The 16,586-nt window shown below is 43.6% G+C and carries 17 protein-coding genes and 2 pseudogenes; 13 read left to right on the top strand and 6 right to left on the bottom strand.

Annotated features, from left to right (window positions below; genetic code table 11):
* Positions 1–22: 22 nt before the first annotated feature.
* The 11 genes from ACTQ16_RS03070 to ACTQ16_RS03020 all read left to right on the top strand — a co-directional run bounded on the left by ACTQ16_RS03070 (position 23) and on the right by ACTQ16_RS03020 (position 8,657).
* The gene (locus ACTQ16_RS03070; protein ID WP_441936021.1) at positions 23–559 is read left to right on the top strand and encodes a hypothetical protein; all 537 of its coding nucleotides are present in this window, start codon (positions 23–25) and stop codon (positions 557–559) included.
* Between the two features lie 29 nt (positions 560–588).
* A complete protein-coding gene (locus tag ACTQ16_RS03065; protein WP_441936019.1) occupies positions 589–918 on the top strand; it encodes a hypothetical protein in 330 nt (109 codons plus the stop codon).
* A gap of 24 nt (positions 919–942) precedes the next feature.
* Positions 943–3,117 carry a hypothetical protein gene (locus tag ACTQ16_RS03060; RefSeq protein ID WP_441936017.1) on the top strand — a complete coding sequence of 725 codons (2,175 nt, stop codon included), beginning with the start codon at positions 943–945 and terminating at the stop codon, positions 3,115–3,117.
* A 5-nt stretch (positions 3,118–3,122) separates the two neighbouring features.
* The gene (locus tag ACTQ16_RS03055) at positions 3,123–3,701 is read left to right on the top strand and encodes a DUF4112 domain-containing protein (protein WP_441936016.1); all 579 of its coding nucleotides are present in this window, start codon (positions 3,123–3,125) and stop codon (positions 3,699–3,701) included.
* 3 nt (positions 3,702–3,704) lie between these two features.
* Positions 3,705–4,361, top strand: coding sequence for a hypothetical protein (locus ACTQ16_RS03050; RefSeq protein ID WP_296971564.1), 657 nt, complete (start codon positions 3,705–3,707; stop codon positions 4,359–4,361).
* Positions 4,362–4,433: 72 nt separating this feature from the next.
* Positions 4,434–4,607, top strand: a complete 174-nt coding sequence (locus tag ACTQ16_RS03045; RefSeq protein ID WP_441936014.1) for a hypothetical protein — start codon at positions 4,434–4,436, stop codon at positions 4,605–4,607.
* A 27-nt stretch (positions 4,608–4,634) separates the two neighbouring features.
* Positions 4,635–5,201 (top strand): hypothetical protein, encoded by a 567-nt coding sequence (locus ACTQ16_RS03040; protein ID WP_441936012.1) that lies wholly within the window; start codon positions 4,635–4,637, stop codon positions 5,199–5,201.
* Positions 5,164–5,976, top strand: a complete 813-nt coding sequence (locus ACTQ16_RS03035; protein ID WP_295025578.1) for a hypothetical protein — start codon at positions 5,164–5,166, stop codon at positions 5,974–5,976. The genes ACTQ16_RS03040 and ACTQ16_RS03035 overlap by 38 nt, the downstream gene beginning before the upstream one ends.
* Positions 5,948–6,841: a hypothetical protein gene (locus ACTQ16_RS03030; RefSeq protein ID WP_441936010.1), complete on the top strand. Its 894-nt coding sequence runs from the start codon at positions 5,948–5,950 to the stop codon at positions 6,839–6,841. Before ACTQ16_RS03035 ends, ACTQ16_RS03030 begins: the two co-directional genes overlap by 29 nt.
* 60 nt (positions 6,842–6,901) lie before the next feature.
* The gene (locus tag ACTQ16_RS03025; protein WP_203055486.1) at positions 6,902–7,375 is read left to right on the top strand and encodes a DIP1984 family protein; all 474 of its coding nucleotides are present in this window, start codon (positions 6,902–6,904) and stop codon (positions 7,373–7,375) included.
* 298 nt (positions 7,376–7,673) lie between these two features.
* Complete coding sequence (locus ACTQ16_RS03020; protein WP_441936008.1) at positions 7,674–8,657, top strand: helix-turn-helix transcriptional regulator; 984 nt, start codon at positions 7,674–7,676, stop codon at positions 8,655–8,657.
* A gap of 55 nt (positions 8,658–8,712) precedes the next feature.
* On the opposite strand, the gene ACTQ16_RS03015 is transcribed toward ACTQ16_RS03020, so the two are convergent.
* The 6 genes and pseudogenes from ACTQ16_RS03015 to ACTQ16_RS02990 all read right to left on the bottom strand — a co-directional run.
* Entirely contained in the window at positions 8,713–9,918 is a 1,206-nt protein-coding gene (locus ACTQ16_RS03015; RefSeq protein WP_441936007.1) for an ATP-binding protein, read from the bottom strand.
* Between the two features lie 146 nt (positions 9,919–10,064).
* Positions 10,065–10,286 carry a hypothetical protein gene (locus ACTQ16_RS03010; protein ID WP_441932696.1) on the bottom strand — a complete coding sequence of 74 codons (222 nt, stop codon included), beginning with the start codon at positions 10,284–10,286 and terminating at the stop codon, positions 10,065–10,067.
* 157 nt (positions 10,287–10,443) lie between these two features.
* On the bottom strand, positions 10,444–10,854 hold the full coding sequence (locus tag ACTQ16_RS03005; protein ID WP_441932695.1) for an FMN-binding protein: 411 nt from the start codon (positions 10,852–10,854) through the stop codon (positions 10,444–10,446).
* 99 nt (positions 10,855–10,953) lie between these two features.
* Positions 10,954–11,286, bottom strand: a pseudogene (locus ACTQ16_RS03000) (nitroreductase family protein); the annotation flags it as partial.
* Positions 11,287–11,389: 103 nt separating this feature from the next.
* The gene (locus tag ACTQ16_RS02995; RefSeq protein ID WP_441936005.1) at positions 11,390–12,484 is read right to left on the bottom strand and encodes an FMN-binding protein; all 1,095 of its coding nucleotides are present in this window, start codon (positions 12,482–12,484) and stop codon (positions 11,390–11,392) included.
* A gap of 649 nt (positions 12,485–13,133) precedes the next feature.
* Positions 13,134–14,309 (bottom strand): annotated as a pseudogene (locus ACTQ16_RS02990) (glycoside hydrolase family 3 protein); the annotation flags it as partial.
* 310 nt (positions 14,310–14,619) lie between these two features.
* Between ACTQ16_RS02990 and ACTQ16_RS02985 the strand changes: the two are divergent.
* Positions 14,620–14,760 carry a glycoside hydrolase family 97 C-terminal domain-containing protein gene (locus ACTQ16_RS02985; RefSeq protein ID WP_441936073.1) on the top strand — a complete coding sequence of 47 codons (141 nt, stop codon included), beginning with the start codon at positions 14,620–14,622 and terminating at the stop codon, positions 14,758–14,760.
* A gap of 66 nt (positions 14,761–14,826) precedes the next feature.
* Entirely contained in the window at positions 14,827–16,554 is a 1,728-nt protein-coding gene (locus tag ACTQ16_RS02980) for an alpha-amylase family glycosyl hydrolase (RefSeq protein ID WP_441936071.1), read from the top strand.
* Positions 16,555–16,586 lie beyond the last annotated feature (32 nt).

Here is a 16,586-nt window from a genome sequence, read left to right as displayed (position 1 = left end):
AACTATATAAGGTAATGTAACAATGGAAAAGAACATCAAGAAAAGAGTATGTAGGTTGGTTGCGGTATTGAGTGCCGTGCTGGTAGTATTATTTGGCTATTGGTTCTTCTTGAACCCTCATGGCTATTGGCAAAAGGAGAAGGAGGCTGAGAAGAATGAATATATGGATAAGAGGATGCTTTGGCGGAAGTCGGAGAAAATGACCATGCAACAGATGCTGTCGGACATGACGCTAATGGCTAAGGGGGATTCGGTCCTGGTTTGTTGGCTAACTGGTCTCTCGCTTCCCGTTTATCGTGACTTCATTCATGGTACTGCGCAACCTACAAGGAATGCTTGGGCTGAGACGAGATATTGGTATATGTCTTCTCTCGCTAAAGGCAGAGAATGGATGGAGGAGCGTGCCAAGACGAGGATTCACAAGAGCCTGATCTTTGTGGAAACGAGTAGATTTCAGGTGCAGAAGGATTCCTTGAAGGATTATCGTAAAGAGAAACTTACTCCAACTGAGATTAGAAACAACAAGATGTATCTAAAAGATAATTGTCTGTATAGATGAAATCATAGCATAAATAAAGTGTAATGAAAATGAATAAAATTATAGGGTTTCTTGTAATGGTTTTCATGTTCCTACCCTGGCGACCAATCGTTGCTATAGTGGCAGCAGTATTGTTTGTCAACATCAATGGTACGGAATTGTATGGATGGCAAGCTGGTTTGGCGCATGGATTGTTCTTCCTGCCTAATCTGGTGAGGCATCTCTTTGACGGCGATGTCCTTTTCAAGGCTACCAATTGTACTACAGGTTATCTTGTTGCCTGGTGGATAGCTACAGTCGGTTCGTGCATCGGTTGGCTCGTTGATGCAACCTTCTCTTTTATGAAGGCATCGGCATTTGTAGGTAGTGATAAAGAATAAATTAATATAAATACGATGAATAGTATGGCTGATAATCAAAAAGTATATCAGGCAATCAAGACGATTGCTGATGAACTCTGCAAGGAGAACAAGACGTATCTTCGTGCAGATTTGGCTTTTGAACTGAAAAAGTATGGTATAGCTTCCGATTCCTCGGAGGTGAGTAAGCTGGTATTTGATGCCTACAGATATTTCCATGATAATGGCAATATCGCCATTGCTTTTGTTTCCAATAATTCACGTACAACCCTTGTGGCTGAATACAAGTTGAATGACAGCCTGGAACAGGGCAACAAGGAGGAGGCTTTGAAGATTGCCGAGACGGAACTGGCGTTGTCTTCATCTGCTTTGGAGCAGTTGAAAGAGCAAGTGGAATTGAACCTTAACCTGGTTCTTGCTAAGGGAACGTCGAAGATGGCTGATATTGTCATGGGTACGAATGGCGTGAAAGATGTAAGAAGCAAGGCGTCTACCATGTTTGATAAATATACCAAGATGGTGGAGGCTTATCACTATGCTGAGGATAGCGTTCGTGGAAACATCGAAGATTTTACCTCCTTGCGTAGTGATATCGGGACGGTTTATCGTGATTATGCCCTGAAACTGATTGATATCTATGGCGACTCCATCAAGATGGTTTCACCAGACTTGTTCGACTTCAAGCGAATAGAGTGGCTGGATGTGGACGAGATGCTTAAGTATGTGGAGCTGGAATATAATAAGCTCACGGAAAAATGTACAGCTCTGATTGGTGAAATTTCTGTTAGTTTCCGTACTTCCTTGCAGGGTTCTTTGCAGGCTTATAAGTCTTTGTCGAACGGCAACAAGTCATTGGGATTGGCGATGGCAGGACTGACCATGCTCGAACACTATATGGGAGCAAGTGAACGCGCTAATCGTTTGAAGTCTGATTTATCAGTTTTCCAGATGAGCGTGAAGCATGATGCCACTCGCATCAAGGCTGATATGGGACGATTGTTGGTAATCTGCAAAACGCTCAATGATGTGGTAATCCCGAAGGCGAATGTGTTCTTGCGTTATGGAGAAAAACTGTTGGCTTCTGACTTGAAGGCGACGCTTGATGCTTTGTATGCGGATGAGACTATTCGTCCATTGGAGGAGCAACGAAAATGTCTGCTTCAGCAGATGAAGGCGCTGGACATGGAAATGAACGACCATCTTCAGAACATCGATGTCTATACCTCGCTGATTAATGACATCACCGCCACCTTGGAGTCTAAGCAGGGAAGCTATATGGAAGCGAAGGCGAAGAAGCCTTCCAAGCCTTTCTTCCTCGTCAACTGGATCACCTTTGGTATGGCCAACAAGAACTACTATCGCGACTTTGCTGAATGGAATGCGGTATGCTTCCCTCTTGTGAGAGAATACGAGAGCTATCAGGTAGATTTGAAGTTGGATAAGGAGGAATTGGAATCGCATCGTGAGGAACAAACCCGCATCAAAAATGAGTATGCCAAACTTTCCAGTGAACTGGATAAAGTTTCTCAGGAAATCAGAAGCAAGATAGTTTGCTCTGACGACTTGAAGCTGAAGATGCTGAAACATCTTCGTGATATGGTTGCCATGCTGAAACTCGGACGTGAAATCATGGAGAGCAAGATTGATGAGAAGTTGGTGCATACGGTCGATATTCCTGATTATAGGGAGGCAGCCAAACTTCCTGCTGATGTGGAGCAGAACCTTTCTCTGTTTACAGGAATGTTGGCAGATAATCTTCATGCCGACAAGGATATGGCTAAGAATTTGCTCGATGGAGTGGAAGCATACACGAAAGACCATAAGAAGATAGAGGGCAAGACCGCACAACAGAACAAACTTGCTGAGTATAGCGAGGAAGACTTGGCGCAGTTAACTGGTGCTATGGAACAATCCTTACAGAAAGGTATTGCTCTGTTTGATAGTTTCGCTAAGCTCAAAGCGCAGCAGCTCAACGGTAGCTTGGCTTCGGCTGCATACGATAAGGAGTTGAAGAAACATGCTGATGAGTTTAAGCGTGAAATGGCTAAGATAGACAACAAGAGTGCTTATCTTCGTGAGGTGTTCAAGCGTATCAATCTGGCTGGTAGTGAGGAGGAACGTAAGCAAGCTATGGAGTTGATGAGCGACTTGAGCGGTTTCTCTCTTTCGGAACAGGAGTTCATGGAATTTATAAATGGTAAGAAACAAATAGAATTATAAGGCGTATGGAAAGTTCAAGAAGACAGCAGGCCCAGGCTGATTTGGGCATGGATTTCGCAAAAGAAGATCAAAAGCGAGAGGCGGCTCTTGCCAAAGAACAGGCGAGGGCTGATAAAAAAGCTGCAAAGCGTGAGAAGATGATGAACATGCCATCTTATCGTCTGATGGTAGGTACGGCGAAGTATATGGACAAGTGGTTCTTGGATCCTATCCTTGGTTTCATCCTTCCTGCCGGTATCGGTGATGCTTTGACGAGCGTGTTTGCATTCCCATTTATCTATTACAGTCTTTGTGTGGTTAAGTCTATTCCGCTGACTTTGGCTGTCATCTATAATATCTTGATGGATGTGCTGATTGGTGCCATACCTTTCTATATAGGTGATGTGCTGGATGTATTCAAACGTTCGTATGTAGAGAACCTGAGATTGGTTACCGGGTATATCGAGGATGATAAGGAGATTATCAATAAGGTGAATAAGAAGGCCTTCTGGACGGCTGTGTTCATCGTCGTGCTTTGCTGGTTGATTTTTGTGGTGATTTCGTGGGCCATTCGCTTGGGAAATTGGATTGTTTCATTATTTTAAAATATGAATAGCAACATTTTCTTTCAGCCTTTCGTTGGCAAGGATTATGCCAACGGGGGGATATTCGGCAAGCGAATCATGATATTGGGCGAGAGTCATTATTGTGATGAGAGTTGTACGGATTGTGGCGACTGCCAGCTACATCGGGAGTGTATGAACTTTACGCAGCAGGTGCTTGATGATTATCTCAATGAGAACAAGGAACGGCAAAACTGGATGCGGACTTTCTTGAAGTTTGAGCGTTCGTTAGTGGGAGAGGAGACCAATCAAGCAATGAGGCTGAAGATCTGGAATTCGGTCATCTTCTTCAACTATCTGCAAGTGGCGATGGGTGGCCCTCGCGAGGCTGGCACTGCCGAGCAATATCACCAGGCTGGGAAGGCTTTCTTTGAGGTCATCGAAAAGTATCAGCCTCAGTACATCATTGTATGGGGTAAGAGGCTTTGGAACAATTTACCTGGCGGTCACTGGCGCCAAGAGCAAATTTCTGATGTTCACTGGGTGGATTGCAATGACATGGAAGTGGAAGGCACTTGGGTGCCTAATGGCTTCTACATGATGCCTGGTGGCAAGCATGTTAAGGCTCTTGTGGTGAATCATCCTTCCGTAGGCTATTCCTGGGACTATTGGTACAAGGTGATACAAAGATTTTTGAGATAATTTTCTCGCTTGCGTCACGATTTGACACACCTGACCTGTACCTTTGCAGCTGTAAACATAAAACAAGGAATTATGGCACAGATTACAATCAATATCCAGACTTTGGACTGGACAATGGGGGAAACCGTAGGCTTGCACTTGATGTTGAAGAAAGGCAGCAAGGCAAGAATCGCTTGGGGCGATGGAAGGGTACAGGTCGTGACAGGTAAACAGAAACCTGCTTCCGAAAAGTTGGCTTGGGTGTAGGCAGGTCATTCCTATCCTGAGAAGGGCATGTACTACACCATTACCATCTGTTCGGAAGAGGAGGATGCCATTATCGGATTTAATGGATGTGGCATGTTCGAGGTGAAAACCTTAGATGTGATTCTCACGGAATGTCCTAACTTGCGTATCTTGGGTTATTCTGGGTATGGCGAGGAGAAACTCGACGTGAGCAAGAATCCTTTGCTGGAGTTCATCGACTTCCACGAGATAAGAAACGAGAAGTTGGATTTCTCTGCTAATCCACTCTTGGAGGAGTTGCATATTGATGGATCCGAAGATTTGGTGTCTTTGGATTTGAGTAAGAACGACAAGTTGCGTCGCTTGGACATCTTCATGTGTCACAATCTTCAGCATCTCGCTTTGAGCAATCAGTCGCAACTGAATGAGGTGGATTTCGCTCTCACTCATCTCCGTCCCAAGGACCTGGAGTATTTGGAGAAGACGTTGAAGCGAAACTCTCCTTACAAGGTACGGGGCGGAAGTTTTGGCGACGATAAGATAATAGAAGTTAGTAATGGTGAAATCGTAGGTGAAGATGAAGGAAAATTGGATTCAACTTATCGATACAATTGAGAAAGATCCGTTTGAAACGGAGGCTTTCTTCGCTTTGATGGAGTATGTGGGCGAAGCGTCGGATGAGGACAAACGCAGAGTTGTACAAGAAGTAGAGCGTCGCATCAAGATGATTGCCCGTTATGATGCGGACAAGAGTTTCCGCTTCCGTAAGTTCAGTGAACAGGAGCGGGAGGTGCTTGATTCCCTTTGGAGTACTCGGGTAAAGATTCTCAATGTGATGATGCTTCATCCTACAGATGCTGAAATCGCACGACTGGGACATCAGAATGACAAACTCCGTGAGTTGTCGAAGGATGCTTTTGCGCAAGGGCGCAACCTATGGCAGTCTTTACTGCATTCTCCTCATCTGAAAGCTGACGACGACCGCTATGATGTAGAAGAACACGTAGGTTTCTGTTATAATGATGAGGATTCCGTCCTCAAGATGGATAATGATGACTATTATGGCTCAGACTTCGAGTATATGCTCCATTTTCATTGCAATTTTAGGGATAGTGGGCGGTATTATGTGGGTGAACCTTTGGTGGCTGATGATGGGACCAACTGGAATTTGGATTATCTCGACAATCAGGCTTTCGACAGATTTTGTATCTGCCATCTCTTGCACTCGTTACATAGTCATGAATATTATTCGTTGCCAGACATTCTCCGCATGGATGACTTCTATGTACATGTCTGGCTGCAGTATGAGCGAGAGGTGTATCAATGGAAAAAAGGAAACGTAATCTTTAAAGAGGAAGTAAATGGAAAAGGAATGGAAAAAACTGATTGATGAAGTTGAGAACAACCGTAGCTATAGTTCGGAGCCTAACTTCAAATTTGTAGACTTTATAAGAGAAAAGTCTACGATAGAGGATAAGCGTGCCATCATACAAGATGTGGAACGTCGTATCAAGAAGGTGGTGAATTGTGAGGATAATAATCCAGGTTGGTTCTTCCGTAACTTCAGTGATACGGAGCGGGATTTGCTGGACGATTTGCTCGGGCTTCGTGAGGTGACGCTCGACGAGATGATGCTTCATCCTACTGCTGCCGAGGTGGAACGATTGAGCAAGTTGAACGACAAACTCTACAAGCTCACCTTGGAGTGTTTTGAGCAGTGCCGTAACCTTTGGCTTACGCTCTACCGTTCGCCATACAAGGTGGACGACCGTTTCTGCTACGACTTGGACAGTACGCTTCGATTCGAGTATGCTGACAAAGACTCGGTCTTGCATCTGGAGAATGATGACTATTACGGTTCCGACTTCGACTATATGATTCATCTGATAGATGAGTTGCTCAGTACAGGACATTGCAAGATGGATACCATCGTGAATGGTGCGTCTGCCAACTTTTTCGGCAACGAAGAGGATACGTTGAGAGAGTTGACTGATACGCTCGACGATGGCACGTCGTGGGCGGAAGGCTATCTGCACAACAAGGCGTACGACCATTTGTGTATCTGTTATGCGATGCATGCCTTGCATACTCATGAGCCTTGGTGCCTGCCAGACATTCTTCGTATGGATGATTTCACTATTAATGTGAAATTGAATTATGAGCGCAGCGTGTCAGAGCAGCGAGATATTCATTATCCTGATGTAAACGAGAATGACCCTCATTGGCCTGAGGGTGTGCCTTGTTTGGAAAGGTGAAAAATAATTTGTGATGCAATAAAAATAAAATTAGAACGTCATATATAAAAATAGAAAATTATGAAGTTAGCAGAAGCATTGAGCATCAGAGCCGATTTGCAGAAGAAAGTGGCTCAACTGAAAGAACGTATCAAGGAGAGCGCCAAGGTACAGGAGGGCGATGAACCTTGCGATAACGTGGAGGAACTGTACAAGGAACTGGATGACGTACTCGTTCAGTTGGAAGATCTGGTTTATCGTATTAACATCACCAACGTTCAGATAGTTCAGGACGGAGACTCCTTGACTCGATTGATAGCCAAGAGAGACGTCTTGTCGATGCGTGTCAAGGCATTGAAAGAGGTGGTGAACTACGTAGCTGCCAACGATACTCGCTTTGGCAGAAACGAACTGAAATATGTTAGAACCATAGATATAAAGGCTCTTCGTAAGGAGGCTGATACCTATGCCAAGCAGTATCGGGAACTCGACCTGAAAATTCAGAGTTTGAACTGGACTGTAGATTTGGTAGATTTGCAAGACTTGCCCCGATAATGGAGCGAGGATTGAAATTTTCATTGAGTAGATCAAAATTTTCGGAGAAAAGATAGAGGCAGCAAGAAACTGACATCAGGCAATAGGTCTGTGTTAGCATTATTAAAAATTCATGTGTTTCATGCAAAGAGACGAGTTTGTTCACAGTTCATTTCAAGCATCGGGCACAAGTGTATCGCGCATTGGTATATGACAAAAGTCAGAAACGCCAGCATTTAGCATTACCATTTTGTTGGCTATCTTTTCTCCTTTTCTTTTTAGGCATTTCTCGTAAATATTCATTAGATTTTTAGAGATTATGGACAATCGTGTAAAATTCTATAGTTGGCTGATAGGCCTCTTGGATCGTAAGCATCTTACCTTTGAGGAGATTGCTAATGAGTGGCGTGATGCCAACGCTAATCAGGATGAGGATGAGCTGGACAAACGTACCTTTCATCGTTATCGTGAAAATATCCAGTCGCAGTTTGGTATTACTGTGGAATGCGACAAGAGCGACGGCTATCGGTATTATCTGAAGCGTGATCCGATCGCTAATGATGATGTGACGGAATGGATGCTGAGTTCCCTGCGGTTGGCTTCGTTAGGTGATATGCTGAAGTTTCACAATAAGGTGATGCTCGATACACCGCCATACAACACGGAATATCTGGATGATATTCTTGCAGCGATAGATAAGCAATATCTGCTGAAGTTTAAATACGTTTCGGGGTTCGGGGCAGAGAGCGATATCGTGCTACAACCGGCTTTCGTGAGATACTTCAAACAACGGTGGTACGTTGTGGGAGTGAAGAAACAACGTTCGGCGTCCGAAGGGAAAGCCAATTCAAGTGCTGAACAGGATGAGAAGAAGCTTGTTCGGGTTCTTCCTTTCGACCGCATCAGTTTTCTGAAGCTTATTTGCGAGAAGCATCCGTTGTCGGCAAAGATGAAGAAGTTCCTGACTCCAGAGAATTATTATGAAGATTGCTTTGGCATCTATCGGATGGAAAATGTGCCCGTGGAGAAAATCCGCATCCGTGCCTTCTATCCGGAATACAATTATATCGAGGAGGTTCCGCTGCACGAGAGTCAGCAGAAAGTAAAGGAGTCGAAAGACGGAATGTATCGGGAATATACCCTCACCGTTCGCCCCAGCCGTGATTTCCTTCAGGAACTGTTATGGCATGGCAGAAATATCATTGTACTGAAGCCCGAGAGCTTGAGGCAGGAGATGATTGATATCTTAAAGGATATGACGAAGAGTTATGAGACGGGCGAATGCCTGAATGGGGAGGAATAAAAGAATCCTCAGATCGGGAACACACTGTGTGCCCAATCTGAGAAATTCCTGTTATTTATATTCCTTCTGTCAGGAATTTGCGTAGATGCAGGTGCGTGATGCCGTCATCATCATTTTTGGTGAGCAGAGGGGTCATGGAGATAACGTACTTCGGATAGTTGTCCTTGATAGCACGGAGATTACCAAACTCACGCTCTCTGGTTGCATCGTCGGCTATGATGTAGGAAGCTTGCACGTAGATGCGTTCGCCGCCTGGTTTGGTACATACAAAGTCGATTTCTCCAGCTTGCAGTTGTCCTACATAAACTTGATAGCCCAAGCGTATGAGGTTCTGATATATGATATTCTCTATCACTTTCTCGATGTCTCCTTCACGTGTTCCCCCGGCAATGGCATTTCTAATGCCGTTGTCTTCAAAATAAAACTTATCGTTGGTTTCAAAGATACGTTTGCCGCGGATGTCATAGCGGTTCACCTTGTGCAGGATATAGGCTTCGCAAAGGAAGGATATGTAATTGATGATAGCTGTGGACGTTATAGATTCGCCTTGTGATTTCATATATTTGGCGATACTGTTGGCGGAAATCAACTTACCGGTGTTGTCTGCGAGGAAACGTACTAAATTCTCTAAGAATGGCACGTTTCTTATCTGGTTGCGCATAATGACATCCTTAAGTAAGACGGTATGGTAAATATCCATCTGGTATTCACGTGCATCATCCTCTTCCAGTCCTATCTTTGCCAGACCAGGCAGGCCACCATACAGAATGTACAGAGCAAGTGCTTCGTCATTATCTGATAGTTGATGAAATTCCAAAAACTCGTTATAGCTCAGCGATTGGATATAGATTTCCTTATATCTGCCACCGATGAGAGTGCTCAGTTCATTGCTCAGCATGCGAGCATTGCTACCTGTGATAATAATGTCGGTGTTGGGTTCTGTACGATAACTTCGGATGGAGCGTTCAAATTCCCTGATGTCTTGTATCTCATCGATAAGGATATAGTTATGTTTATCAGATAAAAAGTGCTCTCCGATATAGTCGTTGAGATCCTGATAGGTCTGAATGTTGTCAAACTCTCTTTTCTCCTTATCTATAAAGATGATATTGTTGCTGTCATCTGCCTTCTTGCGGTCACGAATCATTTTCATCATGCAGCTTTTACCTACACGACGTTGACCTACTAATACGATGATGGTCTCCTTTCCAAGATACTTTTCTATCTTGTCGATATATGATTGACGAATAATAGTTGCCATATTTTTATCACTTATAAATGAAATTTTCTGCAAATATACGATTTTTATCTTTTATAAAGGATGAAAATCCTAAATATTTTGCTTTTATCTTCTATAAAAGATAAAAAATGGCGTTTTATTCTCATTTTATGATAATCATAAAGTGATTATTTATCTTCCTTAAGATACCAGCCTTTGATGTATCCGGAATAATGCTTGGCAAACTCCTCGGCTTGTCCGGGTGCGCAAGCCTTCACCTTCTTGGCTGGAATACCTGCCCAAATCTCATGTGCAGGAACCTTTTTCTCGAAACTTTTTGTTAACTTTGCAGCAGAATCTTCAACTGCATCTTTAAAGATATCCATATATTGGTCAAGTCCTGTATTCATGTAATATTGTATTTGTTGTGATTTACAAAGTTACTGAAAATCAGCGACTTGACCAACTTTTAATAGTTAAGTTTTCATAAGCATTTCTTAATATAAGTTATTGATTTACAGACGATTAAATGTTAATTTAACGCAGTATTGTCACCTAATCCTTTCCCTACTTATGCTTCTGGTAATAAGCAATGCCACGCTTTACATTTTCCTTTACGGCTTTGCTGGAGAAGGTGGCACCCGTAACGCCATCTACCTGGACAGTAGCAGCCTTGCTGACCTTCATGCCATTCCATTTGTTGAGCAAACCCTGTTTTACCTTATTGAAGAAGTTGGGAGTCTCCTTGTTGGCAAGCGGCTTAATCTCTACTATTTTTCCTTTCTTGATATAGATAGAAAGGGGCGTATTGCCACGAAATCCTTTTACGTCTTTACACAGCGTGGTGGTATTGATGATGTAAGTACCATCAGCTTCCTTGGTCATTACCTCAGAGTGTGAGCTTCTGGTTGTTGCAATCATGCTGCTAACCATTCCCATACTTAATATTGCTGCTAAAAACAATGTTCTTTTCTTCATAATTATATTTGTTATATCCTTGATAATATTGCGCAAAATTACAAAATAATTCTGTAACAGACAAAGCCGCTTTCAAAAATCATCATTTTTAGGTATTCCCTAGTTCGGTTTTCCGTAGGTAATCTTCTTGGTGTCCCACTTATCCTTTGGCTGCTCCGGCTCGTCAGGATAACCGATGATGATGCCATTCAGCGGAATCAGATTGCCAGGCAAATTCAATGTTCTGGAAATGCCATTCACTTTCTTCTGGATAGGATAGATGGTTGTCCAGCAGGCTCCCAATCCCATGGCATGAGCTGCCAGGAGAATATTCTCGGAAACTGCCGACAAATCCTGTACCCAGAGTTCCTTGCCCTGTCCCTCTGCCATACGGGTGGTATCAGCGCAGACAAAGATGAAGAGAGGTGTCTTCTTGATATCCTCTGCATGATACTTATTGGATTCTGCATATTTTTGATTTTTGAAAGTTCATACCAAGCAAAAACCGGCCGTCAGAATGCATCGTTTATCATGCGTTCTAATGACCGGTTTATTTCTATTTCTTTTTCTTTAAAATAGAATATTGACTGTATTTCAAGAGCGAACCTGTAGGACAGACAAAGCGACAGTATGGTCGCATGATTACCGTTGAGAGTGCCACGAAGGTTATGGCAATGGCAATGACCACCCATGATGCCGATTGGAATACAAAGGCTGAAAAGGGCTCATAATCAATCCAGTCGAACCATATACCTGTCCACAAGCATAGCATGAGTATGGCCCAGAGAATCTGGCGGAACATATCCAGTCGTCTGGCTGTCGTTGGTTTCATTCTGACTTTATATCCAACGCATTTTCCTGCAAGTTCCTGCAAAGAACCGAAGGGACACACATGCGTACAATAGTATGATTTCTTGCCGAAGAGAGGATATACGAATGCCGTGATTAGCATGATGACCGGCACTATCAATGCCACTACGTTCATGCCATTTGACATATAGCTGATGATTGATGTATAGTTCAGAAAAGAACCGCACCAGAATCCAAGCACTATGACATTCAGGATTTGCTGAGCTATCCTATATCGTCTGTTCTTAATGAAAAGCGGTACGATGGCTGCCATGAGCACAACAATTAGTCCGGCTATAGCCTTGGCAGAGAAATCAAACTCTGACCATACTGATGTCTTTACAGGATTCTTGGCTGCATACTGAAGACCTCGCTGCACGTTTCCGATGATTGCCTTTGAAGAGAACGTCGCACCAGACACGGCGTCCACCTTCATCTTTTGTGCATCTTCTATAGTCTGCCCATTCCATTTAGTAAGAAGGGCAGAAGCCTCAGTAAAGAAATCGGGAGTCTCAGAATTGGCAAGTGCTCTGATACTCTTTACCCTGCCATTCTGCAAGGTAATCTCCAATGGTACAGTGCCTCCGTAGCCTACAATGTCTTTTCCTAGTTCTGTAGTATTCAATCGTACAGAACCATCTTCAAGCACAGCCATTGGCTCTGTCTTTGGCGCTACCGTCTGTTGCTGATTCACATAGCATCCGGTCACCTTGCCGTCTCTTCGGATACTGACAGCCGCAATCATCAGCACACATGCCAGCAGGCAAAGTAGTTGTTGCAGTTTCTCTGAATAATTTCTCATAAAATTTTTCATCGGATTTTCTCCTGTTATTCTTATTATTAATTTTTATACCCAATAAGTATGACACTAAAATGGAATTAATTCGACACGAAGTGAGTCATGGTTTCTACCAAAACCATCATTTGGACTTCTAAAATCCGAGATGGTTTATTGTATTAACGGTATTTAACAGCAAAAAAGAATGACATTGTTTTGCAAAAGTAATAAAAACTGGAGCCCACATAGGATAAAGGGTGAAAAAATGGATTAGTTTTTCTGCTAATGAAGGAAATTATTTGATAATGAGATGGTTATGGTTTGATGTGCGAGATAAAAAAGTGGATGTAAAATAGTGGGAAAAGGTAAAATATTATCCTTAAGTTTTGGCGTTATCTGAAAAAATGATAATATTTGCATCGGCATTCTGAAAAGAAAGTCCAAAAGTTGAAAATGATAAAAAAAAATCAAACCTATATACAAATTCTTAAAGCGTAACAAATAATGAAGAATAGATGGTTCTTACTGATATGCTTGTTGCTGTTGACGCATATAGCCAATGCTGCAAAGTATAATTTAGATTCTCTTTATCTATGTCTGTATGAAGCCATCCTGCAGTCGCCTCGTTATGTGGCAGTGCGTGAGGGACGTATAGCCAAACTTGCAAGTCAACTGAATCTCCTACTACCAAAACACGTTGTGCTTTCTGGGTATTGATGGGAAGCACATGGTTCTTGTTCTGGAGCAGTACGATGCCTTCTTCGGTAATCTGTCTGGCTGCTGCATAGTGGCTGTCAGAACAGAGGAAACCATGAGGACGGTTCGGATTCATGGTGGTGCGATAGAAGAGGCGCAATACGCGGCGCACCTTTTCATCCAATTCCTTGGTGGTGTATTTACCTTCCTGGATACCTTTTATATATGGTACGGCAAGGTAGTAATTATCGTAGGCATTGCTGGCACCCATGGTCAATCCGTTCGTCCATGTGCCGAACTCTATGTCGAGCCCGTTCTTCACGGCTTGGTCGGTATCGTGTGCGCCTCCCCAGTCGCTTACCACTACGCCGTCATATTTCCAGTCGCCCTTCAGAATCTTGTTCAGTGTCCACTGGTTGTGGCAGTTGTGTTCGTTCTTGTAAAGATTATAAGCACCCATGATTCCCCAAGTCTTTCCTTTCTCTACAGCAGCCTTGAAGGCTGGGAGATAGATTTCATGGAGGGCACGGTCGCTCATGATGACGTTTACCTGATGACGGTATTCCTCGTCGTTATTGAGGCAGTAATGCTTTACGCAGGCTGATATTCCCTTAGACTGTAATCCTTGGATATAAGGTACAACCATGATGCTTGCCAGGTAAGGATCTTCACCCATATATTCGAAGTTGCGTCCGTTCAATGGGGTGCGATAGATGTTCACGCCAGGACCTAGAATCATGTCTTTTCCTCGATACAGTGCCTCTTCGCCTAATGCTTCTCCATAGATTCTGCTCATCTGTGGGTTCCAGGATGCTGCCAGGCAGGTGAGGGCAGGAAAGGCTACGCAGGAGTCATTGGTCTGTCCAGCCTGCTCCCATTCGTCCCACAGTACATCAGGGCGAACACCATGAGGACCGTCATCTGTCCAGAAGTCTGGAAATCCCAAACGGGGAACTCCTGCAGAGGAAAACTTACTCTGTGCATGAATGATGCGAATCTTCTCTTGAAGTGTCATTCGGGCAATGGCATCGTCGATGCGTTGTTCTACAGGTTTGGTGTTGTCGAGATAGACGGGCAACTGACCTGTTTGTTGTGCGCTGGAGGTGGCTATAGCCGCCATCGACAGTGCGCAGGATAGAATGAAGTGTTTCATGTTTCTTGTGAATATTATTTCTTATGAAAATTAAATTGTTAGTTATGAAAATGCGTATCTGTCATTTTCGGATGCAAAGTTACTAAATAATAAGGTATAAACCAAGTGCTTGCAAAGGAAAAGTGGAAAAATATCATCTGTGATTTTTATAAGTGCCTGATAAATAGTGTTGTATGTTTATTCCATCCACTTTCAATGGTATGGAAGATTATGAAAACCTTTTGTTAATGAGGCTGTTATTGCGTTCTAGGGTTGTTTTCGTTCCACTATTCTATTAATGGGGTTAGGAAAGTTCGAAAAAAACTATTAAATTTGCAATCGCAAAAATGCCAACTACAAGACCAATTCTCAGGCTTATGTCATCACCAAGAAGACTGTGACCAGCAAGTCTGTCTTGAAGTTGAACTCTGTTGCAGATGGCGGATTTGCAATTAGCATTCTTGCACAATAAAATGCAGAATTTTGAGTTATTATGAAAGAAAGTTTTTTTGAATTAATAATGTTGCTTATGAAAAGAATGAATAAAATGCTGTTGGTTGCTGCTTTGGCGGCAACCACACTTTCTGTTCAGGCAGAACAGAAGAAGGGACCGGCTTGGTTGAGTGATGCACTTTTCTATCAGATTTATCCATCTTCCTATATGGATACTGATGGCAACGGTATTGGCGATCTGCCGGGTATCACTTCCAAGTTGGATTACATCAAGTCGCTGGGTGTGAACGCCCTCTGGCTCAATCCAATCTTTGAGTCGGGATGGTTTGATGGTGGCTATGATGTCATCGATTTCTACAAGGTGGATCCTCGATTCGGTACCAATACCGATTTGGTTACTTTGGTCAATGAGGCCCATAAGCGTGGCATCAAGGTTTGTCTCGACCTGGTGGCAGGACATTCCAGCACCAAGTGTTCGTGGTTTAAGGAGTCTTCCGAGAAAGATCCTAACCAGCGTTACAGCGACTATTATATCTGGATGAATGATATCCCTGAGAGTGAGAAGAAAGAAATAGAAGCTCGTCATCAGGAGGCAAGTCCGGAGTCTAGTACCCGAGGCAGATATGTGGAGGCTAATGCTCCTCGTGCCAAGTATTATGAGAAGAATTTCTTCGAGTGCCAGCCTGCCTTGAACTATGGTTTTGCTCATCCAGATCCAAATCATCCTTGGGAGCAGGGCGTAGATGCTCCAGGACCACAGGCTGTCCGCAGGGAAATACGTAACATTATGGCTTTCTGGTTTGATAAGGGTGTGGATGGCTTCCGTGTAGATATGGCGTCATCGCTTATCAAGAACGACCCCGACAAGAAGGAGGTTTCCAACCTCTGGAAGGAGATGCGTGCCTGGAAGGATAAGTATTATCCAGAGACCGTCTTGATTTCTGAGTGGGCTAATCCGCAGCAAGCCATTCCTGCCGGCTTCAACATCGATTTCTACATCCATTTCGGTCTCAAGGGATATGCCTCTCTGTTCTTCGACCGCAAGACTCCATGGGGCAAGTGGGAGCAGAGTTACCAGAACTGCTATTTTGACAAGCAGGGCAAGGGTTCGCTTAAGGAATTTAGCGTGAACTATACCAAGGCATATAATGCCACCAAGAATCTCGGCTACATCGCTGTTCCATCTGCCAACCACGATTACCAGCGTCCTAACATCGGTACCCGCAACACGCCAGACCAGCTGAAGGTAGCGATGACCTTCTTCCTCACCATGCCAGGTATTCCGTTTATCTATTATGGTGATGAGATTGGTATGAAGTATCAGATGAATCTCCCTAACAAGGAGGGTAGCAATGAGCGTTCGGGTACCCGTACTCCGATGCAGTGGACCAAGGGCAAGAATGCCGGATTCTCTACGAGTGCACCCGATAAGCTTTACTTTCCTGTAGATACGGAAAACGGAAAGTTGACCGTTGAAGCTCAGCAGGGAGATCAGAATTCTCTGTTGTCATATACCCGTAAGTTGACCGCTTTGCGTCATTCTGCAAAGGCTCTTGACAATGAGGGTGATTGGAAGCTTCTGAACCAGAAGGGGCAGGAATATCCGATGGTATATGAGCGTACTTTGGGTGAGGAGAAGTATGTTGTTGTCGTGAATCCTGGTGTCAAGGCAGCCTCTCTCAATATCAGCTCCGTAGGTGGTAAGTCTGTTTCTGTTCTTTCCACAGGAAAGGTTGTGTATAAATCAGGAAGAAAGACTGATGTGATTAAAGCTTCAGGCATAAGTGCCGCCATATTCAAGGTGGAAAGATAGAACTCTATCTTCTATGGGAGTGCTTTCTCCTG

Source organism: Prevotella sp. LCP21S3_D2, from assembly GCF_052118345.1.
Lineage (GTDB): Bacteria > Bacteroidota > Bacteroidia > Bacteroidales > Bacteroidaceae > Prevotella.
Note: the sequence above shows the minus strand (reverse complement) of the source record. Positions and strands in the feature narration are given on the sequence as shown.